We start from the raw sequence: 24,872 nt of genomic DNA, 5'->3' as shown, positions 1-24,872 counted from the left end.
GTCCGGGTGATGACCTCCATCCGCCCCATCTCCTGACCTCCTTCTGGACTCCAGAAGGAGACCACCACAGGTCCAGACATCAACGGCTACGCCGGCTTGAACAACACGCGGCTTACCGGACGCTTACGATTCGGTTGCGAATCATCACCGCCTTCAATTAACGGGCGTTTCGCATTTGTTCTATCGGGGGCCGAGTGAAAGAGTTCAGCCTTGCCCTCGTCGGCATCAATTAACTCAACATCGACCAGAGCAACCGCCGCTTCGAGCTGGCCATGTGCGAGCCAGGCGAGCCGGTGCATCTGGTGCCCGAACCGACCAACGAGCACGATCCGGCAGCTGTCGCGGTGTTCAGCGCGCGCGGCATCCAGATCGGCTCTGTCGAGTGAATGATGCCTGTGGATTGGCACCAAAATCCGCGCTGGCCTAGAGCATCAGGCGTGTTTGAGGACTTCGGGCAGCACACCGCGACGTTTCGCGTGCGCTTCGGCGGCGGGCCGCCCACCCTGCCGGCACCGCGCCCCGAGGAAGCGGTACCGAACGAGGATGACTGGCTCAATCAGGATCCAGCCGGCGACGATTGGAACGATGAGCCAATCGAGCGGTGGGCGATGGCCTAAGGTCAGCCTGACCGCTCAGCCGCATCAACGCGGGACTGGCGTCACGACACGGACCGACCGGGTAGCTGGTGACACGAGGTACAGCGTCGTGCCTGTCGCATAGCTTGAGCAGAAAACCCTGGAAGACAGTGCGGCAAGCTCAAGTTGCTGCACGGCACTGGCCTGCGCTGACGACAGCTGCCCCTTCTTGATCCAGTTCCTGCGTGTGTTGCTGAGCAGGTTGATTGCCTCACCCGTCGGCAAGAACATCTCACCTCCAGTTATGCAAAATCCGCCTTCCACCGCAAAACCGGTCGTATTGACATCAGCGATCGACCGAAGGGTTGTCCCGTCTGTTTTATAAACCTTCCCGGCGAAGCCAAAGTAGAGCGCGTCTCCGGACCACATCATGTCAGTCGCAACGCCCCCTGTCGGGAGTGTCCAGCTTCTGATTAGCTTGTCCGGGCCATACAGGAACAGCTTGTTGTCCGAGACAACAAACAGCTCCGGATTACTCGGATGCGAGAAGATCGCGGACCCGTCCCCTGGCAAGGGAGGAGTCGCCGGAGTACTAAAACGGTCAGAAATCGAGTTCGCTTTCGTGTAAGCGCCGTCGTCCTGGTAGATGCTGTGACCGCTGTTCCCGACCGTGCTGGGCTGATACCAGAGTATCCACGGACGCGACGCTACGACCCCATTCCGTGCTCCGGATGCTACGAGTTTGATGCCGTATGATCCGAAGCTTCGCTCTTCCGCGACAGTCGAGACGCCGATCCCGTTGACAGTGTGCAACCCCCACCGCTCGACCCCATCTCCGGTGAAATCTCTGCCCGCCCAATAGAATGTTAGCTCAGAACGGCTCTCCGAATAGACGTTGACCGGTGCGTAATCGCTAACAGACCCGTTTGCGGTGTTGTTGGGTATCGTGCTGTACCACGCGTCGCTGAATGCTGGCGTCCCGCGCAACTTCAGAATGGCGTCAGGCTTCGTTTCGTCATCGTAGTTGACCGCCATATAGAGGCCGCTGTTGGTGACCTTGAAGTTGGTGACTAGGTCATTCGCCCCAACAGGGATGGAACCAAGATCGACTGATGCAACCTGTCCGGTCGCTACAGGTGTCGGAGTTGGAGTTGGCGTAGGTGACGGTGTAGGGGCCGGGGGAGGGGCGGGCACAGTGACAATACCGTCATCCGAACTCCCCTCTTCCCCGCCGCAAGCGGATAGAAGCGCTAGTACAATGCTGCTCGCAGTCAACTTGAGCCCGCGACCATAACGCGGCCCCGTGAATTGCTTGATAGCCCCCGCCATTATCCCCCCTCTAGTAAGCTCATATCAGCAGCAACCGGGCTCAACTTGTTGGGCTCGGCGAAGGGCCTACGTTACCGTCGCTCCTTGTGTTCTTCTCTGTGACTTTGCTCACACGCTTATAGCCCGTCAGGCAAAGTCTTGAGCCGCGTCTGCCGACCTACTTGTTCCGCCGATGAGTAAAGGGCAGTGTGGAAAGGCGCGGCGCTTCCTCGACCTTTCAGGTCTTCGCGCTGCGAAGGAAGGAGCGCTCCCTTGCACCACGCTGCCGGCCGGGAACGCCACGGCGTCCTTGCCGCCAGGCACCCACCAGAACGCCCCCTCCTCCACGCCGCGCCGCGTGTAGCGCGCCATCGAATGCACCAGGCGCAGCGGGTCGCCCAGCCGGTTGCGCCGCACTTCGACGAAGGCGTTCCCGAACACGAGATAATCCTGCACCAGCTTGCGCCCGGCGCGCAGTGGACCGGCGACCAGTTCCAGACCGACCGGCTGATGCAACTGCAGTGGACGTCGATCAAGATGGTCGAGGCGATCCAGGAGACCGGTTACCTCCACCAGCAACGTGTCGTCGGCTATCCCGATCTGATCGAGGCCGGCAAGATCAACCAGGCTGCGGCAGATCGCGCGCTGCGGATCAGCAACGCCATCGCGGCCGAGTGGGCAGCGATCGCCGCGATCGAGCCGGCGCCCGACTGGATCGCCGATCCCGATCGAGGCGGCGCCTTCAAGCGTGAGCGGATCGAGGCGCTCGGCGCCATGGCGATCCGCACCCGTACCGCCGCAGATGAGGATCCCGCCCACGATCGCCTGCGCGCCCTCGCCGACTGCGTCGACGCGCTGCTCTGGTGGGAGGACCGGCACCCGTCCGCCCGCTGGCTCGCGGACATGACGATCGCGCCGCCCGCTCAACTGTCAGCCTCGGAGCTGCAGCATGACCACCGATACCGCCCACATGAGGCGGCTGAAGATCGCCGCTATCATCATCCTGGCGATCCTCTGCCTCCCCGTCACCGTCGCCATGCTGCTCGCCAGCATGAGGGAAAATCGCTGACCGGCGACCGGATCAACGCCTCGGCCCGACCTTCAATTTCCTACTCGAAAGCACGAACAATGATCCTTTGCGGCTCGATTGCGGGTCCGACCCGAGATCCCGCCGAATTACGTCCTCGCCAAATCGGTGCGGTATCGCGGACGCGCGGAACATAACCGGGCTTTCCTACAGAACCCTTCAGAATCTAGCATCCCTTGGCGCGATTCCCGGCGCCTCGAAACCGTCCGGGCGATGACTGTTCGTGGTGATCGATCTCAAGCGATGGTCGACCCGCGTCAATGGGGCGAAGAAGCATCAATGCCGAAGAATATCTACGAGCGGGGCGGAATCCTCTGGGCGCGTTTCGAGGTTAACGGCGGCGAGGACCGAGAAAGCTTACGAACACGCTCTGAGAAAGTGGCGGAAAAACGCCTGAAGGCCCGACGCGAAGAGATCGAGAACCAGGCGCACTACGGCATCGCCGGCCCTATGAACTGGGTGCAGGCCTTCGTCTCCTGGACTGAGGCCATGGAAGCCGACGTGCGGGCAAAAGCGATCAGCCCCAAGACCGTCCTTCGCTATACCGTCAGCCTGAATGAATGCCGACAGTGCCTCGACCCGTTTGAGGTCCATCAGATCGACGCGGAGCTGGTGAAGGGCCGCAAGGCGCAGCACGTTACCAACGCCACCATCCGCCGCGATCTGACGGCGATCTCCAGCGTTCTCGATCACGCGATCGAAGAAGGCTGGGTGGATGAGAACGCAGCCCGCGCCTACCCACGCAAGCGTCTGCAGGAGCGTCGCGACCCGATCGAGCTCCCCACCCAGAGCGACATTGACCTGACGATCGGCCGGCAGCGCACCCGCTTTGGCGACGTGATGTTGCTCGCTCGAGAAACCGGGATGCGTGAGGAAGAAATCGCCGGCCCCGAACACACAATGCTCGATCTGGCCAACCGACACGCGACCGTCATCGGGAAGCGCAACCGCATGCGCACTGTCAACTTATCGGCCGAGGCCGTCGCGATCATTCAGCGCCACCCGCCAGCTTAAATGTCCGTATGTCTTCTACCACCTGGAGGAAGACGCCGACGGTCGTCCCGTTGCGAGCCGCTACCGCAACGTCGCCTCGAACTTCGCGGACTACACGCGCGCGCCGAAAAGCGCGCCGCCAAAGCGTGCATCCCCTACCGCCGCTTCAGCTTCCACCACCTCCGGCACCTGTTCGCAGTGGAATACCTGCGGGAGGGCAAAGGCGGATTCTACGATTTATCGCGGGAGCTGGGGCACAGCAGCGTCAAGACCACCGAGATCTATCTCGCCTACCTGACGCCCGAACAGGCCGCACGCGCCCAGACGGGGGTGGCACAAAAGAGGGCACACAGGCGACGGTTTGGCAACACAGACTAGCAAAAAACCGGCAGAAAAGCTGGGTTTTTGCCGCCTCTTCCCTGCCCCAACGCGGGGTTAGGAAACCGTCGCTCTATCCTACTGAGCTACGGGGGCAATGACCGCCCTGCTACGGCCGCCGTGGAGGCGGGTCAACTAGGCGCTATTACCGATCCCTTCACTTACCCTCGGGCCCTGATTGAACGCGAGCGACGCGGCTCAGTTCGCCTTTTCGGGTGGCACGACCGGCAGCGGCAACGGGGCGATCGGCACCCCTTCGTCGACCAGCGCCTTTGCTTCGGCCAGCGTGGTCTGGCCGTAGATCGCCTCGTCGGGCTGGTCGCCGGCATGCATCGCACGTGCTTCCGTGGCGAAGCGGTCGCCGACCCAGCGCGATCCCTCGAGCGCCTGGCGCTGCGCCTCGGCCAGTGCCTTGAGCGCGGCCTTCACCTTGTCCGGCACGTTCGCCGGGGCTGCCGCCACGGAGCGGCTGTTTCCCTTGGGCGCGACATTGGGCGCCATTACCGCCTTGTCCACACCAGTGTCGCCGCACATCGGACAGGCGATCAGCTTGCGCTCACGCTGCTCGGCATAGGCATCCGATGAATTGAACCACGCTTCGAACACATGCCCTGTGCCGCATCGCAAATCGAAAACGATCATGGCACCACCCGGACCGGCGGAATGTCGCGGCGATGCATGGTGACCGGGATACGTCCGCGCACCTCGGAAACCTTCTCCGCATCGATATCGACCAGCGCCAGGCCAGGCTGCTCGCCCATATCGCACAGCACCTCCCCCCACGGGCCGATCGCCAGCGAATGGCCATAGGTTTCGCGTCCGTCCTCATGCCGCCCGGTCTGGGCGGCGGCGATGACGAAGGCAGCGTTCTCGATAGCGCGGGCCTGCAGCAGCACCTGCCAATGCGCCGCGCCCGTGGGGCGGGTGAAGGCGGCGGGCACCGCGATCAGCGTCGCGCCCGCATCGCTCAGCCGTTGATAGAGGCTAGGGAAGCGTACGTCGTAACAGATCGAAAGACCGAGGTTACCGAGCGGCGTCGCCACCACCACGGCGGCGTCGCCGCCGACATAGGCCGCCGATTCGCGCCAGCTTTCGCCGGTGGGCAGATCCACGTCGAACAGGTGCAGCTTGTCATAGCGCGCCCGGACCGTCCCATTGCCGTCGATCACGAAGGCGCGGTTCACCAGCCGCCCGTCCTCGCGGCGCACCGCCAGACTGCCAAGATGCACCCAAAGCCCCGTGCGGACCGCTGCGTCGCGAACGCTCCCCAATACCCGATCATCGTCTTCCGCCGTAATCACACCGGCGGCACGGTCCCGGTTGCGATCGATCAGCCCCGACATCTCGGGTGTGAAGAGCATTGCCGCCCCGCCTCGGGTTGCCTCATCGATCGCGTCGGTCAGCGTACGGGCATTAGCGGCGGGATCGATCCCGCTCGTCATCTGCAGGATGGCGGCGCGCATCGTCAGGGTGCGAGAAGCGGGTCGAGCTTCCCTGCCCGATCAAGCGCGACAAGATCGTCGGAGCCGCCGATGTGGCGCCCATCGATGAAGATCTGCGGCACGGTCGTCCGGCCTCCGGCGCGATCGATCATCTCGACGCGCTGCTCGCCGCCGAGAGTGATGTCATATTCGGTCGGCTCGACGCCCTTGCTGGCAAGAAGCTGCTTCGCGCGGACACAATAAGGGCACCACGCCTTGGTGTAGATTTCAACACGGGCCATGAGAGTGACGTGTGGATGCGCTGCGCAATTGTCAATCATCGCGATCGCTGAGCACGCGGGCCCAGCATAGCACCGCGACGTGCGCCGCACCGGCGGATCGAAGCGCTGCGATACAGGCGTCGGTCGTTGCGCCGCTGGTATAGACGTCATCGATCAGCACGATCCGCTTGCCCGCCAGCCTTGCCCGCGCGCCGGGCGGTACCGCGAACGCCCCCCGCACGACGCGCCGCCGCTCGGCACCACTGGCGCCACGCAATGCCTGAGTCGCGCGATGGCGGACCAACGCCTGCGCATCGACCCGGACGCCGCTCAGCCGCGCCACGGCAGTCGCGATCAGGCCGGCCTGATTGTATCCGCGCGACCAAAGCCGCCAGCGGTGAAGAGGAACAGGCACCAGCAAGTCGACGTCCGCAGCCAAGTGGCGCGACATCAATCGCGCCGCCGTCTCGGCGAAAGCAGCCCGCCCGCCATATTTGAGGCGCAGCGCCACGCCGCGCGCGACCTCCCCATACGCGACCGCGGCGTCTATCCCGCCATGCCGCGGCGGGGTCTGGAGGCAGGGAGCACACCATGTGCCGGGCGCCGGTTCATAGCTCAGCGGCGCGTGACAGGCCGCGCACCATGGCGGGCCGAGGAAGCGCAGCGATCCCCAGCATGTTGCGCAGAAGCGATGATCGTCATCGGCAATCGCGCCGCATCCCGCGCATCGTGGGGGCAGCGCCAGCGAAATCACTGGCTGAAGCAACTTGGCGAGCATCGTCCCCGCTTGTCGCGCGCCGCCGCCGGGCGCACAAGCCGCGCCATGACGGCTCCTGAGATATTCGACCGCAAGGCCCGCCGCACGCGGCGCGACCGCATCGCCCCGGGTTTTGCCGCACACGATTTCGTCCGCGCCGCCATGCTCGACGGCATCCACGAGCGGCTCGCCAGCGTGAAGCGGTCCTTTCACGACGTCCTCGATCTCGGCAGTTTCGATGGAAGCTTCCAGCCACCCGCTGGCGCCCGGATCGCCCGGCTGGACGCCGGCCATGGCTTTGCCCGTCAGGCGGGCGGCGTGCAGGCCGATGAGGATCGCTTGCCGTTTGCCGATCATTCGTTCGATCTGGTCGTCTCGGCCGGCGTGCTCGATCAGGTCAACGACGTGCCGGGCGCGCTGTCGCTGATCCGGCGAATCCTGCGCCCGGATGGCCTGTTCCTTGGTGCGTTTCTCGGTGCTGGCTCGCTGGCGACGCTTCGTTCGGCGATGCGATCCGCAGAAGCCGAGCGACCAGTCGCCCGCTTTCATCCGCAGATCGACGTGCGGTCCGCGGGCGACCTGCTGATGCGTGCCGGCTTCGCCCTTCCGGTGGCGGATGCCGAGCCGCTGCGCGTGCGCTACGGCAATGTCGGACGGCTGTTCGACGATCTGCGCGGCATGGCGGGCACTAACCTGCTGATCGATCGTCAGCCGCTGGGAGCCGCGACGGTGGCACGCAGCGCAGCTGCCTTTGCCGATCTGGCCGATGCCGACGGACGTACGGCGGAGCGGTTCGAGATCATCTTCCTGACCGGCTGGGCTCCCTCCCCCGATCAGCCGCAGCCGGCACGGCGGGGGAGCGCAACCGCATCACTGGCAGCGACGCTTCGCCCGCCCGGCTGAGCGCCGCCCTGGCGGTCAGGCGTCGGCGCGGCGGTTCAAGTCGTGCCCCAGCGCGAGCAGCGCGACACCGACGATGGTCCAGAATGCCTCACCGGTATGGACCAGCCCGGCGTCATGCGGCAGCGACAACGCGCCGGCCATGATGCCAAGGCCAAGCGAGCCAACGCCGATCGGCCACAGGTTTCCGTGCTGCAACGCGCCGCGACCCAGACCGATGGCACCCAGCATGATCGCCACCATCAATCCGACCTCGTGAAAGATCGGGTCCACCATCATCCCGCCGACGGCAGACAGCATCGCGATCAACACCGCGCTGGCGATGCAGTGAACGACGCATAGCCCCGACACGATGATCGCCAGGCGATCCAGTCGGGCGGTGCTGGCGGGATGAGACATTGTTGCCATCGCCGACGCATGTAGCGCCGCGCCGGACAGGTTACAACATCACATCGTCAATAAACACGCCAGGTCGCGTACTTGGCACCTCCGCCAAGCGACGGGGGATGGGTGCGATGGCGGGTGTACGCCATTGCGGCAACGACGCCGCGCTTCTAGATGGCTGCATGCTCAAGCCCAGCCCTGGCTTTCGCGTTTCGCCGCGGCCACTCGCCTTGGCGCGATGGCTTTATGTCGTCGCCGCCCTCATCGTTGTCATGGTTGCCGTCGGAGGCATCACGCGTCTGACCGAATCGGGGCTGTCGATCACGCAGTGGAAGCCGATCAGCGGGACCATTCCCCCGCTGAACGAGGCGCAGTGGATGGCGGAATTCCGCCATTATCAGCGCATCCCGGAATACCAGGAGATCAACCGCGGCATGACGCTGGACGGGTTCAAGCAGATCTTCTTCTGGGAATATGTCCATCGCCTGCTCGGCCGCGTTATTGGGCTGGTCTTTGCGCTTCCCCTGCTGTGGTTCGCGATCAAGCGGCAGATCCCGCGCGGCTATGGCCCGCGCCTCCTCGCACTGCTCGCGCTGGGTGGCCTGCAGGGGGCAATCGGCTGGTGGATGGTCGCATCGGGCCTGTCGGTGCGAACTGATGTCAGCCACGTCCGCCTCGCAGTTCACCTTTCGGCCGCCCTTGTCATCCTGGGCGGCGTGGTATGGACCGCACTGGACCTGCGCGATCTCGCGCGCGATCCGCTGGCGAGGCCCGCAGGGCTGAAACCGCTCGCCGCGGTCGCGATGCTGCTCCTGGGCATCCAGATCTTCATTGGCGCCTTCACCGCGGGGCTCAACGCCGGCTATGCGTTCAGCACCTGGCCGCTGATGGGCGACAGCTTCTTCCCGGCCGGTACGCCGATGCTGGAGCCGGCGTGGCGCAACCTCGTCGACAATCCGATCGTGGTCCAGTTCGTCCATCGGTGGTTCGCCTTCGCCGCGGCCGCCGCAGTGATCTGGCTCGCCTTTGCGGCACGGCGCCGCGGCGCGGTGAATGCCTGGGGCGCGGTCATCCTGCTGACCGGCCTTCAGATCGTGCTGGGGATTGCCACGCTGCTCACCGGTGTCGACCTCACCATCGCGGTCGCGCATCAGGTGAATGCTGCGATCCTGCTGATCGCCGTGGTCGCCGCCGGGCACACGCTGGGGCGGCGTCGCGCCTGAGCGCGGCGCAGCTCAGCTATAGCGCTCCTCCACCCAGGGATCACCGCGTCGGTGATAACCGTTCACTTCCCAGAAGCCCGGGCGATCGGTACCCAATAGTTCGATCCCGCTGATCCACTTGGCGCTTTTCCAGAAATAGAGATGGGGGATCACCAGCCGCGCTGGTCCCCCATGCTCGCGCGTCAGCGGCTTTCCGTGCCATTCGCGCGCGATCAGCGCGTCCTCCGCGGCGAAATCGGCCAGCGGAACGTTGGTCGTATAGCCGTCATAACCGTGCAGCACGACGAAGGAGGCCTCGTCGCGAGGCTCGACCAGGTCGAGCAGCGTGCGGGTCGCGACGCCCGCCCAGTCATTGTCGTAGCGCGACCAGGTTGTGACGCAGTGGATGTCACTCCGCCGCTCGGTCTGTGGCAAGGCCATGAACGCGGACCAGTCGAGCGATACCGGGCGGGCGACCAGCCCCTTGATCGTCAATCGCCATCGATCGGTCGACACATCGGGCTGGCGTCCCAGGTCCAGCACCGGCCAGTCGCGCACCAGATGCTGGCCGGGCGGCAGGCGCTCATCCGCGCCGTGCGCTGCGCCGGTGATGAACTTGCCCTCGCTGGCCCAGCGCTGCTTGGTTCGGGTCAGCTTGGTGTCGTCAGGCACTGCGTCGTCCGCCACGGCTTCGATCCTCCTGCGCCCCCGCCTGCATATGCCCGCTCCCTGCATATAGTGGCCACGCCGGTGATCCAAACGGCGCCCCTCGCGTTGTCAGCCATGAACGGCTGTCGCGCGAAAGGATCCTGGGTGGCTGACGAAAAGGATACGGTTCACTATTCGGGCGCCGCCGGCGGATGGGGCTCGGTACGCGGCATGACCGAAGTGCTCGCGCGTGAACGGCCCACGCCCGCCGCCCTCGACACCCTGCGGCGGCAGAACAAGCCCGGCGGCTTCATGTGCGTGTCCTGCGCTTGGGGGAAGCCGAAGCACCCCCATCCGTTCGAATTCTGCGAGAATGGCGCGAAGGCGACCTTGTGGGAAATGACCTCCCGCCGCTGCACGCCCGAGTTCTTCGCGCAACATACCGTGACGGAGCTGCGCGACTGGAAGGACTATGATCTGGAGCATCAGGGCCGCCTCACCCATCCGATGCGCTACGATCGCGCGACCGACAAATATGTCCCCTGTTCCTGGGACGAGGCGTTTACCGCGATCGGCACGGAGCTGAAGCGGCTCGACCCGAAAAGCACCGTCTTCTACGCCTCGGGCCGCGCCAGCCTTGAGACAAGCTACCTCTACGCCCTGTTCGCGCGCATGTACGGGCACAACAACCTGCCCGACAGTTCGAACATGTGCCACGAGACCACGTCGGTGGCGCTCAAGAAGGCGATCGGATCACCCGTGGGCACCTGCGTCCTCGAGGATCTCGAGAAATGCGACGCGATCTTCTTCTTCGGCCATAACACGGGATCAAATGCGCCCCGGCTACTCCATCCCCTGCAGGAGGCGGTGAAGCGCGGGGTGCAGATCGTCACCTTCAACCCGATCCGCGAGACGGGGCTGGAACGGTTCAAGAACCCGCAAAGCCCGGTGGAAATGCTGACGGGCAAGGAGACGGAAATCTCCTCGCTCTACCTGCAGGTAAAGGCGGGCGGCGACATTGCGGCGATCATGGGCATGATCAAACACGTCCTCGCCACCGAGGAACGGCGCTGGCACGAGGACAAGCGCCATGTCCTGGACGTCGATTTCCTCGCACAGCACACGACCGGGTTCGAGACGGTGAAGGCCCATGCCGAGCAATTGTCGTGGGAGGAGATCGAACGCGAAAGCGGTCTGGCCCGGGCCGATCTCGAAAAGGCCGCCGACGTCTATATTGCGGCCGAACGCACCATCTTCATGTACGGCATGGGGCTGACGCAGCACGTGCACGGCTCCGACAATCTGACCACGCTCGTCGATCTTGCCTTGCTGAAAGGCAGCATCGGACGCGAAGGCGCCGGCATCTCGCCGATCCGCGGTCACAGCAACGTGCAGGGACAGCGCACAGTCGGCATCTCCGAAAAGCCCGAACTCGTCCCGCTCGACCGCATGGCCGAGCAATTCGCGTTCGACCCGCCCCGCGACACGGGCCTCAACACCGTCGATGCCTGCGAGAAGATCATTTCCGGCGAGGTGAAGGCCTTTATCGGCCTCGGCGGCAATTTCGTACGCGCCATCCCGGAACAGGTGAAGATGGAGCAGGCGTGGCAATCGATGCGCCTCACGGTCCAGATCGCCACCAAGCTCAACCGAAGCCACCTGATCAACGGCGAGGTCGCTTATCTCCTGCCGTGCCTCGGCCGGTCGGAACGCGACATGCAAGTGACCGGCGCGCAGGCAGTGACGATGGAGGATTCGTTGTCGTGCATCCATGGATCGCAGGGCAATGGTCACCCGGCCAGCGACCATCTGAAATCCGAAGTCGCGATCGTCTGCGGCATGGCCAAGGCGACGCTGCCGCCCAATCCGAAGGCGCGGTGGGACGACTGGACAGCCGATTACGGCCTGATCCGCGACCTGATCGAGGAAAGCTATCCGGAGATGTTCGCCGATTTCAACGCGCGCGTCTTCACGCCGGGCGGTTTCTACAAGGGCAATGCGGCGCGCGAACGGATCTGGAAGACGGAAAGCGGCAAGGCGGAATTCACCGTTCCCACCTCGCTCTCCGCGCTCGGCCTTGGCGACAAGGAAGGGCGCTGGCGGTTGATGACGCTGCGCTCGAACGATCAGTTCAACACCACCATCTACGGCTATTCCGACCGCCTTCGCGGGATCGAGGGCACGCGCGATGTCGTGCTGATGCATCCGGACGATATCGCGGCTGCCGGCCTGGCAGAGGGCCAGGTGGTCAGCCTCGCCAGCGATGCCGATGATGGGGAGCATCGTCAGGTCGATGGCCTGACCGTCACGCCCTATCTGCTGCCGCGCGGGTGCATCGGCGCTTATTACCCCGAAACCAATCCGCTGGTGCCGCTGTGGTACCATGACGAGGCATCCAAGACCCCGGCCTCGAAGGGCGTGCCCGTTCGCATCGTGACCTGAGCGGGGCGCGCCCTCTATCCGCTGTCGCGTCGGCGCGTTATGCGCTGCGCGTCCAGCACCGGTTTGTCCCGCAAGCCAACCCGCGTCCAATCGCACGGGTACAATTTGCGACGATTTTCCGGTGCCGCCGCGACATTTCCCCCACAACCCCGCCGTAGGACGTGATCATCCCACGTCGGTTCCGGAGCCTGTCCTTGTCGATCCTGCTGCTGCCCGCTTCTCTCGCCGCAATGACCGTCCCTGCCACTGCCACGCCGGTCCAGGTGGGCGAATTGCCACCGGCCGAATCCCAGACGGCCGAATCCGAGACGGCCATCCCCCTGCAGGGCGAGCCGCAGTCGGTGGAGGAAGCTGAGGCTGAACTCGAGCTTGAGGATGACATCATCGTCACCGGCAGCCGCCAGCCGCGCGGATCGGTGATCGGTGACATCAAGCCCGAAGTGGTGCTGAGCGGCCGCGACATTCGCGCTTATGGTGCCAGCAACATCGGCGAATTGCTGGAGGAGCTTGCCCCGCTCACCGGCAGCATCCAGGGCCGCGGCGCCGGCGCCCCCGTGGTCCTGCTGGGCGGCCGCCGGATCAGCGGCTTCCGCGAGATCCGCGGCCTGCCTCCAGAGGCGATCCAGCGCGTCGACATCCTGCCGGAGGAAGTCGCGCTGAAATACGGCTATCGCCCCGATCAGAAGGTGGTGAACATCGTCCTGCGGCGCCGCTTCAATGCGGTGACGGCGGAGGCGGATACCGGCTTTGCCACCGATGGCGGGCGTCAGGTACATGAGGCGACGCTCAACTACCTTCGCCTGGGCAACGGCAACCGCTTCAGCGTCGATGGCGAATATACCCACAGCAACCCGCTGTTCGAAACGCAGCGCAACGTGGCGGAGGCCGATCCGAACCGCACGTTGCTATCGGCCAGCGACGCAGCGAAGCTGAACGCGACGTACAACCAGACCATTTTCGGCAATGTATCGGCCACGATCAGCGGTGAGCTGGAAGGCGCCGATACCCGCGCCGGCCTTGGTACGTCGTCAGACGGCCAGCGGCTGCTGCGCGAGGGGCGCACCCGCACCGGCGTGCTCAATTACGCCCTGAACGGCGACCTTGATCAATGGCGCTGGTCGCTAAACGGCGGCTATACGCGCGACTGGTCGACAACCCTCACCGATCGCGACGGCGGCCCGGGCAGCGGCACCCGCCGCGACCGGGCGGAGTCGGTAGCGCAAACGATCGAGACCGAAGGGACGCTCAGCGGCAGCCTGTTCGATCTTCCCGCCGGCGCGGTGACGACCACGCTGAAGGCTGGCTTCACCCTGCGCGACATCAGCGGCGAATCGCGCCGGGCCGGCATCGTGACTGCGACCGACCTGTCGCGCGACCAGGGTTCGGCCCAGGCGAACATCGACATTCCGCTATCACGCAATGGCTCGATCGGCGCGCTGTCGGCGACGATCAACGGCGGGGTCGATCAGCTGTCGGATTTTGGCACGCTCGGATCGGTCGGCTATGGCTTCAACTGGCGACCGGTCGAGGCCGTGCGCCTGATCGGCTCGGTCGCGCATGAGCAGGGTGCGCCGACGATCCAGCAGCTCGGCAATCCGTTGATCGTCACGCCCAACGTCCGCGTATTCGACCTGGTGACCGGCCAGACGGTGGATGCGACCACCATCACCGGCGGCAATCCGAACCTTGCGGCCGACCAGCGCCGCGTGCTGAAGCTGGGCCTGACGGTGAAGCCGATCAGCGACACCAACCTGACGCTGCTTGCCAATTACACAGACAGCCGCATCGACAATCCGATCGCAAGCTTTCCGACCGCGACGCCGGAAATCGAGGCGGCCTTCCCCGGCCGGTTCGATCGTGACGCGGCCGGCACGCTGATCAGCATCGACACGCGGCCCGTGAACTTCGATCGCAGCCGCAGCCGGCAGATCCGTTGGGGCTTCAACTGGACCGAGACGCTGGAGGCGCCGCCGCCGACCGGCCCTGACGGCCAGCCGCTGACCGCCGAACAGATTGCGGAACGCCGCGCCGCCTTTCGCGAGCGGGGGCGTTCCGGGGCGGGCGCCAGTCCGGCTGGCGGCGAGGCGAGCCAGACGGGCGTGCGCTCCGCGGGCGATCGCGGACCGGGCGGCTTTGCCGGACGTGGCGGTGGTGGCTTTGGCCGCGGCGGGTTCGGCGGCGCACGCCAGGGCCGCGTGCAGCTCAGCGTGTTCCACACCTGGCGCCTCGAGGACACGATCCTGATCCGGCCCGGTCTGCCCGAACTCGACCTGTTGAGCGGTTCGGCCATCGGTGCGCGCGGCGGCCAGCCGCGGCACCAGGTGGAGTTCAACGCCGGATACAACCGGCACGGCATCGGCGTCCGGCTGAACGGCACGTGGCAGGAGGGCACGACCCTGCTCGCCAACCCCAACGGCGCCCCCTCGCCCGAGGATCTCAGCTTCGGCGCGCTCTTCACCACCAATCTGCGTGTTTTCGCGGATCTCAGCCAGCAGCGCGCGCTGGTGCAGAAGGCGCCGTTCTTCCAAGGCTCGCGCGTCACCCTGTCAGTCAACAATCTCTTCAACCAGCGGCTCGACGTACGTGATGCTGCCGGCGCCGTTCCGATCGGTTACCAGCCGGCGCTGCTCGACCCGCTGGGCCGGTCGGTGAGGCTGAGTTTCCGCAAGCTGTTCTTCTAGGATCAAGCGACAGGTATCATTTTACCCGTCAGGAAAGCCGCTAAATCGTTGACTTTCAGCAGGCCTTTGTCCAATGCGCTCACTGTCACGCCGCCCCTTGACGGGGTGGCGTATCTGTTTCTTGCAAAGGTCCAAGCCCATGAAGGCGCTGATGAAGACCACCAAGGCGGCCAAGCCCGCAGAGGTGGAAAAGAAGTGGCACATCGTCGATGCCACCGACCTGGTGGTCGGTCGTGCAGCGGTCGTGATCGCCAACGTCCTGCGCGGCAAGCACAAGCCGTCGTTCACCCCGCACGTAGATTGCGGTGACAATGTCATCGTGATCAACGCCGACAAGGTGCGCTTCACCGGCAACAAGCTGGCCGACAAGGTCTATTACAAGCACACCGGTTATGCCGGCGGCATCAAGGGCGTCACCGCCGCAAAGGTGCTGGAAGGCCGCTTCCCCGAGCGCGTGCTCGAAAAGGCTGTTGAGCGCATGATCCCGCGCGGCCCGCTGGGCCGTCAGCAGATGCGTAACCTGCGCATCTTCAAGGGCGCTGAGCACCCGCACGAAGCGCAGAACCCCGAGGTCCTCGACATCGCCGGCATGAGCCGCAAGAACAAGGTGGGCGCATAATGTCCGACAATCGCCAGTCCCTCGCCGATCTCGGCGCCGCGCTCAGCGAGCAGCGCGAAACCGCCGTCGCTGCTGCAGAAGAGAAGGCCGAGGCCTATCTCGAAGGCAAGATCGACGAGCCGTCGCAGCGCGCCCCGCTGCGTGCGCAGGAACTCGACAAGTACGGTCGCGCCTATGCCACCGGCCGTCGTAAGGACGCCGTTGCCCGCGTGTGGCTGAAGCCGGGTTCGGGCAAGATCACGATCAACGGTCGTGATCAGGAAGTGTATTTCGCACGTCCGACGCTGCGCCTCGTCATCAATCAGGTGTTCGGTATCACCGAGCGCGAAGGTCAGTATGACGTGATCTGCACCGTCAAGGGCGGCGGCCTTTCGGGTCAGGCCGGCGCAGTGAAGCACGGCATCAGCCAGGCGATCACCAAGTACGAGCCGGCGTTGCGCGCCCCGGTGAAGGCAGCGGGCTTCCTGACCCGCGACAGCCGTACCGTCGAGCGTAAGAAGTACGGCCGCGCCAAGGCACGCCGCAGCTTCCAGTTCTCGAAGCGCTAAGGCTTATTGCAGCGTCGCCGGTCTTGCCGGTCCGCTGCTGGCCACTGGCTGCACAAAGGGGCAGCTCCGCAAGGAGCTGCCCTTTTTTGTCGTGTTTCGGGCTGGGCCATCACGCCGAGGAAAATCGCGCGAGACCTGCATCGCATGCGGGCGCGGTGATCCTATATGGGTGCGATGGACGCACTTGCCGATCTGGCTCCCCATTATCCGCTGGTCCTTGGTCTTTTCGCTCTCGTCGTGATCGCAGGCTTCCTGCGACGCCTGCCGGTGATCGGCCGCCTCGTCAGTCTTGCCATGTGGGTGGCGCTGATCGGCGCGCTGGTATTCGTCCTGGGCGAGCGCGAACGCTTCGATCCCTATCTCGGCCGTGTCGCCGAGGTGCTGGACCTGTCGGGGCAGCAGGTGGAGGGCGCCGAGACGCGCATCCGGATGAGCCCGGACGGGCATTTCTGGGCCAATGTCAGCTTCGGCCGGGTGAAGCGGCGTATGCTGGTGGACAGCGGAGCGACGGTGACCGCGCTCTCGCTGGATACGGCAAATGCCGCGGGCCTCGATGTGCGTGACGCGATGTTCCCGATGCTGCTGCGAACCGCCAATGGCACGATCCGCGCGCAGACCGCGACGATCGGCGAGCTGTCCCTTGGCAACATCGTCGCGCGTGACGTGCCCGTCGTCGTGTCGCCCGCCTTCGGGGAGACGGACGTGCTGGGCATGAACTTCCTGTCGCGGCTGAAATCCTGGCGGGTCGAGGGTCGCACGCTCGTGCTGGTCCCCAACAATCCGCAGCCGGTTACATCCGGATGATGTGCTGACCGAGGCGCTCGGCCTCCTCCGGGTCATGGGTCACGATCAGCATCGGCAGGCGCAGATCATCGCGCAGCCGCTCGATCTCCTGCATCGCCTCCTCGCGCCGCGCACGATCGAGCGAGGCGAGCGGTTCGTCGAGCAGCAGGAAATCCGGGGCACTCAGCAGCGCACGCACGATCGCCACGCGCCGCGCCTCGCCGCCTGACAGGCTGCGCGGCCAGCGCTCCAGCAGCGGCTCGATCTCCAGCGTCGCGGCGATCCGGGGCAGCGCTGACGCGTCGCTCGCCCCATAGAGGAGGTTCCGGCGCACAGAGAGATGCGGAAACAGCCGCGGCTCCTGAAAAACCACGCCGGCGCGGCGGCGATGCGGCGGCACGTCGATCCGCGCGGCCGCATCGTACAAAGTGCGGCCACCGACCCTGACATGGCCGACGCTCGGCACGAGCAGCCCGGCGATCATCATCAGTACGCTGGTCTTTCCCGCGCCCGACGGACCGACGAGGACGGTGCTTCGTGCGTCGGAGCGGAACGCGGTGCCGATCACCCGCTCACCGCGCCGGACGGTCAGGTCGATGTCAAAGGACATGGAGCCGCCGTCCCTGCCGCCGCGCCACCGCCTCCGACACCACCAGCGCCGCCAGGCTGAGGCCGACCGAAATCGCCGCAAGTCGCCACACGATCGCCTCGCCGCCCGGCTGCTGAAGCGCGGCATAGATCGCCAGCGGCAGCGTCTGCGTTTCGCCCGGCACGTTGGAGACGAAGGTGATCGTCGCGCCGAACTCCCCAAGCGACCGCGCAAAGCCGAGCACCACGCCCGCGAGGATCCCGGGCAGCGCGAGCGGCAGCGTGATGGTGGCAAAGGCGCGCCACCGCCCTGCCCCCAGCGTCCGCGCCGCTTGCTCGAGCCGCTGGTCCACTGCCTCTATCGACAGCCGCATCGCGCGCACCATCAGCGGCAGCGCCATAATACCCGCAGCGATCGCCGCCCCGGTCCAGCGGAACATCACGCTGACCCCGAACCATCGCTCCAGCGGCCCGCCGATCGGCCCGCCCGGAGCAAAAACCAGCAGCAGAACCCAGCCAGTGACCACCGGCGGCACCACGAGCGGCAGATGAATGATCCCATCGAGGAGCACCTTGCCCGGAAAGTCGGTGCGGGCGAGAAGCCAGGCGAGCGCAAAGGCGATCGGCAGCATGCCAAGCGTCGCCACCCCGCCAACCAGCAGCGACAGGCGCACGACGGTGGCGATCTCCTCCGTCATGGGCGGGTGAAGCCGTGCCGCACCAGGATCGACTGACCGGCGGGTGACAGCAGGAACCGGCGGAAGCCCTCGGCGTCCGGGTGCCTCGCGCTGACAAGCCGCGCGACCGGGTAATGGACCGGCGGATGACTGCCGGGGGGAAAGCGGCCGACGATGCGCAGCCGCGGCGCGATCCGGGCGTCGGTGGCATAGACGATGCCATAGGGCGCAGCGCCACGCTCCACCAGCGACAGTGCGGCGCGCACGCTTTCCCCGCGAACGACGCGGCGCGCGACCATCGGCCACGCGCCCAGCCGCTCGAGGGCCGTCTTGCCGTAGCGGCCGGCGGGCACTGCGGCTGGATCGCCCATGGCGAATGGGCCCGCCGCCAGCAAGGTGCCGAGAGCGCGCCCCCGCATGCCGCCAAGTTCCTGCCCGCGTCCGGGCGCGGCAACGACGACCAGCCGGTTGCCGGCAAGGACCGCGCGGGTGCCGGGCACCAGCCGCCCCTTTTCGGCGAGCCACTCCATCCAGCGGTCATCCGCGGATACGAACAGATCGGCTGGGGCGCCGGCGCCGATCTGCCGTGCGAGCGCAGAGGATGCAGCGAAGGACAGCACCGGGCGCGGGTGGCCACTGGCAGCCCATCGGTCCGCCGCCTCGCCCAGCGCCTCCTGCATGCTGGCCGCCGCGAGGACCAGCGGCCCACGCGCCTGCGCCGCCGCGGGTCGCCCCAGCAACGCGAACAGCATGAAAAACAATGACCACAGGCGCATCGCATTCCCCCCGGCCGCGCGCTCTTACCACGGAGTTTGCCGCCGACCAGCAGGACTGTCAGGTGGACAAGCGCTGGCCGCTTGTCCTAGCGACATCAGGATAACGGAGAGGAGCGGCCATGCATATGCAGGACCGGCACAGGCGACACGCATGAGCGAGATCGGAACGATGCTCGCCGACACCGCCGAGCGGCTGTTTACCACCCATGCCGAGGCGATCGAGCAAGCGGCAACGAGCGGCGAGTGGCCCGCCGCCGCGTGGGAGACGATCGAGGAAAGCGGCCTGCCGCTCGCCCTCGTGCCCGAGGACCATGGCGGCTTCGGCGTCCCCACGGCGGAAGCACTGGCGCTGGTGCGACTGACCGGCACGCACGCCCTTGCGCTGCCGCTGGCCGAAACGATGATCGCCAATGCCGCGCTCGCCGCGGCGGGCTTGCCGCTCGGCGACGGGGCGATCGGCCTCGCGGCCGATCCGCAAACCCCCGTTCCCTGGGGCCGTTTCGTCCAGACCGTCGTGGCGACCGAAGCGGGCCAGCTTCACCGCGCCTCCTCGCCACGCGTGACACGAGAGGGCAAGAATATCGCTGGCGCACCGCGCGACCTGCTCGATCTGGCCGAGGGACCGTCAGCGCCTTTCCCCGCCGGGACGCTGCTTGCCTGGGCCGCACTCGCACGCGCGCTGCAGATGGCGGGCGCGCTTGATCGCGTCCTCGAGCTGACCGTTGATCACGTGACCACGCGCGTCCAGTTCGGCCGCCCGCTCGCCAAGTTCCAGGCGATCCAGCAGGAACTGGCGAAACTGGCGGGCGAGGTCGCCGCGGCATCTGCCGCCGCCGATCAGGCCGCCGATGCGTATGTGGCTGGCGGCGACATCACCTTCGCGGTCGCGGTAGCCCGCGCGCGCATCGGCGAGGCAGCGAGCAAGGCCAGCGCGATCGCGCATCAGCTGCACGGGGCGATCGGCTTCACCCGCGAACACGTGCTGCACCGCTACACCACCGCGCTTTGGGCGTGGCGGGATGAATATGGGACGCAGCGACAATGGACGCTGGTGCTGGGCAAGCGCGCGCTCGGCGCGGGACGTGACGGATATTGGCCGATGGTGGTGGCGGCATGACGACCCTGCACTTTCCCTCACCCGCCCGCCACGAGGCAGCCGAGGCGCTTCGAGAAGAGGTACGCGCGTTCCTCGCTGACGAGCTCGCCACCCGTACGCCGCTCGCCCGTGCGGACAGCTGGAACGGCTTCGATCGCGATTTCAGCCGCAAGCTGGGCCAGCGCGGCTGGCTCGGCATGACCTGGCCAAAGCAATATGGCGGTCACGAGCGCAGCGCCTTTGAACGCTATGTCGTCGTCGAGGAGACGCTGGCTGCCGGGGCGCCGGTCGCGGCGCACTGGATCGCCGACCGCCAGAGCGGCCCCAGCCTCCTCAAATATGGGACGGAGGAGCAGAAGCAGACCATCCTACCGGGCATCGCGGCGGGCGAGACGGTGTTCTGCATCGGCATGAGCGAGCCCGATTCCGGGTCAGACCTGGCCGCGACCCGTACGCGCGCCGTGCCCGCCGATGGTGGGTGGCGCGTCACCGGCACGAAGCTGTGGACGACCGGGGCGCACGACGCCGATTACATGATCCTGTTCTGCCGGACGAGCGGCACTCCGGCCGATCGTCAGGCTGGCACCAGCCAGCTCCTTGTCGATCTGCGCACCACCGAAGGGATCACGATCCGTCCGATCATCGACCTTGCCGGGCAGCATCATTTCAACGAGGTGCATTTCGAGGATGCCTTCCTTCCCGCCACCGCGCTGATCGGTACCGAAGGCGCCGGCTGGGAACAGGTGATGAGCGAGCTCGCGTTCGAACGCAGCGGGCCCGAGCGGTTCCTGTCTTCGATGCAATTGCTGATCGAACTGGTGGGCGTGCTTCAGGATGCGCCCGGCGAGGCTGCGCAGCTCGCCCTCGGGCGCCTCACCGCGCATCTCATCACCCTGCGCCGCCTGTCGCGCGGCGTCGCCGTGATGCTGGAGGCAGGCGAGAACCCGGGCGCCCATGCAGCGATCGTCAAGGATCTGGGGGCGACGTTCGAACAGGAGCTGCCGGATATCGCGCGCAGCCTCGTCGATGCCGAACCGGACGCTGCATCGACATCAGACTTCGTCGCCGTTCTGGCACATATCACGATGAATTCACCCAGCTTTTCCCTGCGCGGCGGAACACGCGAGATCCTGCGCGGCATCATCGCGCGCGGGCTCGGGCTGCGCTGAGACCAATTCGGAGAACACCATGACCGTCGTTACCACCGAGATCCGCGGCCCGATCGCGATCCTCCGCCTCAACCGGCCAGACGCGATGAACGCGCTTGGCGCCGATGGCGATGGCGAGGCGGTTCGCGCCGCCTGCGACGCGCTGAACGCTGACCTCTCGATCCGTTGCGTGATCCTGACCGGCGAGGGCCGCGCCTTCTCGGCTGGCGGCGATATCAAGAAAATGGCCGATCCGGAGGGCCCCTTCTCCGGCGGCGGACTGCCGATCCGCAGCCATTATCAGCGTAACATCCATCGCATCGCCCGCGCGCTCTTCTCGCTCGACATGCCGGTGATCGCCGCGGTGAATGGCGCCGCGATCGGGCTTGGCTGCGACGTGGCGTGCATGGCGGACATCCGCATCGCGTCGGACAGGGCAAAATTCGGCGTCACCTTCCTGAAGCTCGGACTGGTGCCGGGCGACGGCGGATCATGGCTGCTGCCGCGCGCGATCGGGATGAGCCGGGCGGCCGAGCTGTTCTTCACCGGCGACGTTATCGATGCGTCCACGGCAGCCGACTGGGGCCTCGTCAGCCGGGTCGTGCCCCATGACAGCCTGATGGATGAGGCGCTGGCGCTGGCGGGCCGTATCGCTGCGCTCCCGCCCCATTCGCTGCGCCTGACGAAGTCGCTGCTGCGGCAGGGGCAGACGAGCAGCTACGATCAGGCACTCGACTCGGCATCGACCGCGCAAGCCGTCAGCCATGCGACCGACGACCATCGCGAGGGCGTGGCCGCGCTTCTGGAGAAACGTGACCCGGTGTTCTCGGGCCGCTGACGCCCGGCGGCTGCGCCTTCAGCCTTTTGGTGGCCCGGTGCCGTCGTCGGGCGCCGCGAGATACTCGCGCTCCTCGGCCGTGCTGTCACGGCCGAGCGCAGCGTTGCGCGTCGGAAAGCGGCCAAAACGCTCCACCACCTCGCGATGGCCGATCGCGAATGACACGTTCGGCCCGCCCAGCGCGGTGAATTTCTCCACTGACAGGCGCTGCAGCAGCAGATCCTCGGCATGCATCAGCGGCATGTAGAGAAAGGCGCGCTCTTCCTCGACATAGCGGGCTTCCCAGCCATTAGAGATGGCCAGCAGCGTCAGTTCCACCGCCAGATCATCAGCCTCATAGGCACGCGGCGAATCGCGGTAGATGTTGCGGGAAAACTGGTCGAGAAGGATGATCGCGGCGAGCAACTCATCCGGCCCGTCGCGCCACCCGGCGGCGCCGCTGGCATAGACCTGGTCACGCAGCGCGCCGAACCGCGTTCTGATCTCCTCATCGAGTTCCGGGTCGCGCTTGAACTGGCGTTCCATCGGCAGCGCGAACCAGAAGTCGAGCACCGCGCGCGCCTCATCGTGGACTAACCGCGAATGTATCCCTAGATCGCCAGCCATGCTCGCCTCCCGTTCGCCCGACGTGATTACCCTGGGCTGTCGATTGAACCTTGCCGAGAGCGAAACGATCCGCGCGCTCGCCGGCTCGCGAGATATGGTGGTGATTAATGGCTGCGGCGTGACAAACGAGGCCGTTCGCCAGACCCGCGTCGCGGTGCGCCGCGCGCGTCGCGATCGCCCGGCGGCGGAGATTGTGGTGACGGGCTGTGCATCCGACATGGATACGGCCGCCTTCGCCGCGATGCCGGAGGTGGACCGCGTCGTACCGAACGCGGCCAAGCTCCTCCCCGCGACGTGGGGCGGCTTTCCCAACCACCGACCCACCCGCCGCCATGCCCGCGCCTTTGTCGGGGTGCAGAACGGCTGTGATCATTCCTGCACCTTCTGCGCCATCCCGCTCGGTCGCGGCCCGAGCCGGTCGGAGCCCGTGGGCCAGGTGGTCGCGCGCGTCGCCGCCCTGGTCGAGGATGGCGCGCGCGAGGTGGTGCTGACCGGGGTCGACCTTACCAGCTACGCCGACGGCCTCGGCACGCTGGTGGAGGCGATCCTGACGGGTGTGCCGCGGTTGCCCCGCCTTCGCCTTTCCTCGCTCGACACGATCGAGATCGACGATCACCTCTTCGATCTGGTGACCAGCGAGGAGCGCGTGATGCCGCACCTCCATCTCTCGCTTCAGGCCGGTGACGATCTCGTCCTGAAGCGGATGAAGCGCCGTCATTCACGAGCGCAAGCCGTCGCGATGGTGGCCCGGCTGAAAGCGAAGCGCGCAATCGCGATCGGCGCGGACCTGATCGCCGGTTTCCCGACCGAGAGCGAGGAAGCCGCGGCCAATACGCTGCGCCTGTTGGCCGATTGCGACATCGTTCACGCGCATATCTTCCCTTTCTCACCCCGCGATCGCACCCCGGCAGCCCGCATGCCCCAGGTGGCGCCGGGCGTCGCCCGCGAGCGTGCCGCCCGCCTGCGTGAGGCTGCCGCGACCCGCCGCGCCGGGTGGCTCGCCACGCTGGTCGGCAGCGACCAGCAGATTGTTATCGAGAAACCCGGCGATCGCGGCCACACGCCCGCCTTCGCCGAGGTACGCTTGCCCCACCCGATGGCGACCATCGGTGATATCGCGACCGTGCGGATCACTGCTGCCGCCGACGATCATCTCATCGGAATTCCTGCATGACCGACAACCGATCCTGGCACGACAAGCTCCTGGGCGGATTTCGCCGTACGTCAGACCGGCTGGTCGGCAACCTTGCCGGACTGGGAACGGCCCGGCTGGACGATGCGACGCTGGACGAGATCGAAGAGGCGCTGATCGCCTCGGATCTCGGGCCGGAAACCGCCGCCCGCATCCGCGCTCGGCTGGCCGAAGGCAGCTATGAGCGGAACATGGAGGAACTGGGCATCCGCCTCGTCGTCGCGGAGGAGGTCGAAAAGGTTTTAGAAAAGGTCGCCAAACCACTGGAGATCGACGCTTTTCCGCGGCCGCAGGTGGTGCTGGTGATCGGCGTCAACGGATCGGGAAAGACCACCACCATCGCAAAGCTCGCGCACCTGTTCATGGAGCAGGATTATGGCGTGATGCTCGCGGCGGGCGACACGTTCCGCGCCGCGGCGATCGGCCAGCTCGCGACCTGGGCGGAGCGGATCGGCGTGCCGATCGTGACCGGTCCGGAGGGCGGCGACGCGGCCGGCGTGGTGTGGGACGCAGTGAAGAAGGCCACAGAGACGGGCATCGACGTGCTGATCGTCGACACCGCGGGACGGCTGCAGAACAAGCGCGAGCTGATGGACGAACTGGCCAAAATCCGCCGCGTCCTTGGCCGCATCAACCCGGCCTCTCCGCACGACGTGGTGCTGGTGCTCGACGCCACCACCGGCCAAAATGCGCTGAGCCAGATCGAGGTGTTCAAGGAAGTCGCGGGCGTCACCGGGCTGGTGATGACCAAATTGGACGGCACCGCGCGCGGCGGCGTTCTGGTGGCAGCAGCAGAACGTTATGGCCTGCCGATCCACGCGATTGGCGTCGGCGAGTCGATGAACGACCTGCGACCGTTCGACGCGCATGAAGTAAGCCGGATCATCGCGGGCGTGGATCAAGCACGCTGATCGACCGTTCGCGTCAGACCAATTGTTGAGCCG

The 24,872-nt window shown here is 66.2% G+C and carries 28 protein-coding genes; 15 read left to right on the top strand and 13 right to left on the bottom strand.

The annotated features are described in order from the left end of the window. Positions 1-86 precede the first annotated feature (86 nt). Positions 87-407, bottom strand: a complete 321-nt coding sequence (locus CA236_RS19060; RefSeq protein ID WP_241212505.1) for a hypothetical protein — start codon at positions 405-407, stop codon at positions 87-89. 30 nt (positions 408-437) lie between these two features. On the opposite strand from CA236_RS19060, the gene CA236_RS03805 reads away from it, so the two are divergent. After that, positions 438-617, top strand: coding sequence for a hypothetical protein (locus CA236_RS03805; RefSeq protein ID WP_125944577.1), 180 nt, complete (start codon positions 438-440; stop codon positions 615-617). Between the two features lie 24 nt (positions 618-641). Here the strand turns inward: CA236_RS03805 and CA236_RS03800 are convergent, their stop codons facing one another. Together CA236_RS03800 and CA236_RS18930 are read right to left on the bottom strand one after the other, a co-directional pair. Then, the gene (locus CA236_RS03800; RefSeq protein WP_164518837.1) at positions 642-1,610 is read right to left on the bottom strand and encodes a hypothetical protein; all 969 of its coding nucleotides are present in this window, start codon (positions 1,608-1,610) and stop codon (positions 642-644) included. A gap of 420 nt (positions 1,611-2,030) precedes the next feature. After that, positions 2,031-2,399, bottom strand: a complete 369-nt coding sequence (locus tag CA236_RS18930) for a hypothetical protein (RefSeq protein ID WP_206430501.1) — start codon at positions 2,397-2,399, stop codon at positions 2,031-2,033. Between the two features lie 21 nt (positions 2,400-2,420). Between CA236_RS18930 and CA236_RS18685 the strand changes: the two genes are divergently transcribed. Together CA236_RS18685 and CA236_RS03790 are read left to right on the top strand one after the other, a co-directional pair. Then, positions 2,421-3,107 (top strand): hypothetical protein, encoded by a 687-nt coding sequence (locus CA236_RS18685; protein WP_164518829.1) that lies wholly within the window; start codon positions 2,421-2,423, stop codon positions 3,105-3,107. Positions 3,108-3,249: 142 nt separating this feature from the next. Beyond that, positions 3,250-3,984, top strand: a complete 735-nt coding sequence (locus CA236_RS03790; RefSeq protein WP_125944575.1) for a hypothetical protein — start codon at positions 3,250-3,252, stop codon at positions 3,982-3,984. Between the two features lie 555 nt (positions 3,985-4,539). Here the strand turns inward: CA236_RS03790 and CA236_RS03780 are convergent. Genes CA236_RS03780 through CA236_RS03765 form a run of 4 tightly spaced genes read right to left on the bottom strand, consistent with a single transcriptional unit; the run spans position 4,540 to position 6,821 of the window. Beyond that, positions 4,540-4,983, bottom strand: a complete 444-nt coding sequence (locus tag CA236_RS03780) for a DUF1178 family protein (RefSeq protein WP_125944573.1) — start codon at positions 4,981-4,983, stop codon at positions 4,540-4,542. Then, positions 4,980-5,804, bottom strand: a complete 825-nt coding sequence (locus CA236_RS03775; protein ID WP_125944572.1) for a carbon-nitrogen hydrolase family protein — start codon at positions 5,802-5,804, stop codon at positions 4,980-4,982. Before CA236_RS03775 ends, CA236_RS03780 begins: the two co-directional genes overlap by 4 nt. Before the next feature lie 2 nt (positions 5,805-5,806). After that, on the bottom strand, positions 5,807-6,064 hold the full coding sequence (grxC, locus tag CA236_RS03770; RefSeq protein ID WP_125944571.1) for a glutaredoxin 3: 258 nt from the start codon (positions 6,062-6,064) through the stop codon (positions 5,807-5,809). 31 nt (positions 6,065-6,095) lie between these two features. Further along, a complete protein-coding gene (locus CA236_RS03765) occupies positions 6,096-6,821 on the bottom strand; it encodes a ComF family protein (protein WP_125944570.1) in 726 nt (241 codons plus the stop codon). Between the two features lie 45 nt (positions 6,822-6,866). On the opposite strand from CA236_RS03765, the gene CA236_RS03760 reads away from it, so the two are divergent. After that, positions 6,867-7,703 (top strand): class I SAM-dependent methyltransferase, encoded by an 837-nt coding sequence (locus tag CA236_RS03760; RefSeq protein ID WP_125944569.1) that lies wholly within the window; start codon positions 6,867-6,869, stop codon positions 7,701-7,703. Positions 7,704-7,718: 15 nt separating this feature from the next. Here CA236_RS03760 and CA236_RS03755 read toward each other — a convergent pair whose 3' ends face one another. Further along, the gene (locus tag CA236_RS03755; RefSeq protein WP_125944568.1) at positions 7,719-8,108 is read right to left on the bottom strand and encodes a MerC domain-containing protein; all 390 of its coding nucleotides are present in this window, start codon (positions 8,106-8,108) and stop codon (positions 7,719-7,721) included. Positions 8,109-8,266: 158 nt separating this feature from the next. Here CA236_RS03755 and CA236_RS03750 point away from each other — a divergent pair, with 158 nt between their 5' ends. Then, entirely contained in the window at positions 8,267-9,307 is a 1,041-nt protein-coding gene (locus tag CA236_RS03750; RefSeq protein ID WP_206430500.1) for a COX15/CtaA family protein, read from the top strand. A gap of 12 nt (positions 9,308-9,319) precedes the next feature. Here CA236_RS03750 and CA236_RS03745 read toward each other — a convergent pair whose 3' ends face one another. Then, positions 9,320-9,973: a sulfite oxidase-like oxidoreductase gene (locus CA236_RS03745; protein ID WP_125944566.1), complete on the bottom strand. Its 654-nt coding sequence runs from the start codon at positions 9,971-9,973 to the stop codon at positions 9,320-9,322. A gap of 126 nt (positions 9,974-10,099) precedes the next feature. On the opposite strand from CA236_RS03745, the gene CA236_RS03740 reads away from it, so the two are divergent. The 5 genes from CA236_RS03740 (at position 10,100) to CA236_RS03720 (ending at position 17,028) form a co-directional block, all read left to right on the top strand. Continuing rightward, the gene (locus CA236_RS03740; protein ID WP_206430499.1) at positions 10,100-12,376 is read left to right on the top strand and encodes an FdhF/YdeP family oxidoreductase; all 2,277 of its coding nucleotides are present in this window, start codon (positions 10,100-10,102) and stop codon (positions 12,374-12,376) included. 194 nt (positions 12,377-12,570) lie between these two features. Further along, positions 12,571-15,057, top strand: a complete 2,487-nt coding sequence (locus CA236_RS03735; protein WP_125944564.1) for a TonB-dependent receptor — start codon at positions 12,571-12,573, stop codon at positions 15,055-15,057. A gap of 139 nt (positions 15,058-15,196) precedes the next feature. Beyond that, entirely contained in the window at positions 15,197-15,676 is a 480-nt protein-coding gene (gene rplM, locus CA236_RS03730) for a 50S ribosomal protein L13 (RefSeq protein WP_046410361.1), read from the top strand. After that, positions 15,676-16,224, top strand: a complete 549-nt coding sequence (gene rpsI, locus CA236_RS03725) for a 30S ribosomal protein S9 (protein WP_082103079.1) — start codon at positions 15,676-15,678, stop codon at positions 16,222-16,224. The genes rplM and rpsI overlap by 1 nt, the downstream gene beginning before the upstream one ends. A gap of 165 nt (positions 16,225-16,389) precedes the next feature. Further along, positions 16,390-17,028, top strand: coding sequence for a TIGR02281 family clan AA aspartic protease (locus tag CA236_RS03720; protein ID WP_346962761.1), 639 nt, complete (start codon positions 16,390-16,392; stop codon positions 17,026-17,028). On the opposite strand, the gene CA236_RS03715 is transcribed toward CA236_RS03720, so the two are convergent. Genes CA236_RS03715 through modA form a run of 3 tightly spaced genes read right to left on the bottom strand, consistent with a single transcriptional unit; the run spans position 17,015 to position 19,024 of the window. Continuing rightward, positions 17,015-17,617, bottom strand: a complete 603-nt coding sequence (locus CA236_RS03715; protein ID WP_125944563.1) for an ATP-binding cassette domain-containing protein — start codon at positions 17,615-17,617, stop codon at positions 17,015-17,017. The two genes, CA236_RS03720 and CA236_RS03715, sit on opposite strands and share 14 nt — an antisense overlap. Further along, positions 17,607-18,293, bottom strand: coding sequence for a molybdate ABC transporter permease subunit (modB, locus tag CA236_RS03710; protein WP_046410358.1), 687 nt, complete (start codon positions 18,291-18,293; stop codon positions 17,607-17,609). Before modB ends, CA236_RS03715 begins: the two co-directional genes overlap by 11 nt. Next, entirely contained in the window at positions 18,290-19,024 is a 735-nt protein-coding gene (modA, locus tag CA236_RS03705) for a molybdate ABC transporter substrate-binding protein (RefSeq protein WP_231622029.1), read from the bottom strand. The genes modB and modA overlap by 4 nt, the downstream gene beginning before the upstream one ends. A 175-nt stretch (positions 19,025-19,199) precedes the next feature. On the opposite strand from modA, the gene CA236_RS03700 reads away from it, so the two are divergent. The 3 genes from CA236_RS03700 to CA236_RS03690 are packed head-to-tail and all read left to right on the top strand — an operon-like array spanning position 19,200 to position 22,130. Then, positions 19,200-20,165 (top strand): acyl-CoA dehydrogenase family protein, encoded by a 966-nt coding sequence (locus tag CA236_RS03700; RefSeq protein ID WP_125944562.1) that lies wholly within the window; start codon positions 19,200-19,202, stop codon positions 20,163-20,165. After that, a complete protein-coding gene (locus CA236_RS03695) occupies positions 20,162-21,313 on the top strand; it encodes an acyl-CoA dehydrogenase family protein (RefSeq protein WP_125944561.1) in 1,152 nt (383 codons plus the stop codon). The genes CA236_RS03700 and CA236_RS03695 overlap by 4 nt, the downstream gene beginning before the upstream one ends. Positions 21,314-21,332: 19 nt before the next feature. Continuing rightward, positions 21,333-22,130, top strand: coding sequence for a crotonase/enoyl-CoA hydratase family protein (locus CA236_RS03690; protein ID WP_125944560.1), 798 nt, complete (start codon positions 21,333-21,335; stop codon positions 22,128-22,130). A gap of 18 nt (positions 22,131-22,148) precedes the next feature. Here the strand turns inward: CA236_RS03690 and CA236_RS03685 are convergent, their stop codons facing one another. Continuing rightward, the gene (locus CA236_RS03685) at positions 22,149-22,736 is read right to left on the bottom strand and encodes a DUF924 family protein (protein WP_125944559.1); all 588 of its coding nucleotides are present in this window, start codon (positions 22,734-22,736) and stop codon (positions 22,149-22,151) included. On the opposite strand from CA236_RS03685, the gene CA236_RS03680 reads away from it, so the two are divergent. Beyond that, entirely contained in the window at positions 22,735-23,910 is a 1,176-nt protein-coding gene (locus CA236_RS03680) for a MiaB/RimO family radical SAM methylthiotransferase (RefSeq protein WP_125944558.1), read from the top strand. The two genes, CA236_RS03685 and CA236_RS03680, sit on opposite strands and share 2 nt — an antisense overlap. Beyond that, entirely contained in the window at positions 23,907-24,839 is a 933-nt protein-coding gene (gene ftsY / locus CA236_RS03675; RefSeq protein WP_046410349.1) for a signal recognition particle-docking protein FtsY, read from the top strand. The genes CA236_RS03680 and ftsY overlap by 4 nt, the downstream gene beginning before the upstream one ends. The last annotated feature ends 33 nt before the right edge of the window (positions 24,840-24,872 follow it).

It is taken from the genome of Sphingomonas sp. ABOLG (assembly GCF_003950435.1).
GTDB lineage: Bacteria > Pseudomonadota > Alphaproteobacteria > Sphingomonadales > Sphingomonadaceae > Sphingomonas > Sphingomonas panaciterrae.
The sequence above is the reverse complement of the archived record's forward strand: the minus strand, read 5'-3'. Positions and strand labels throughout refer to the sequence as shown.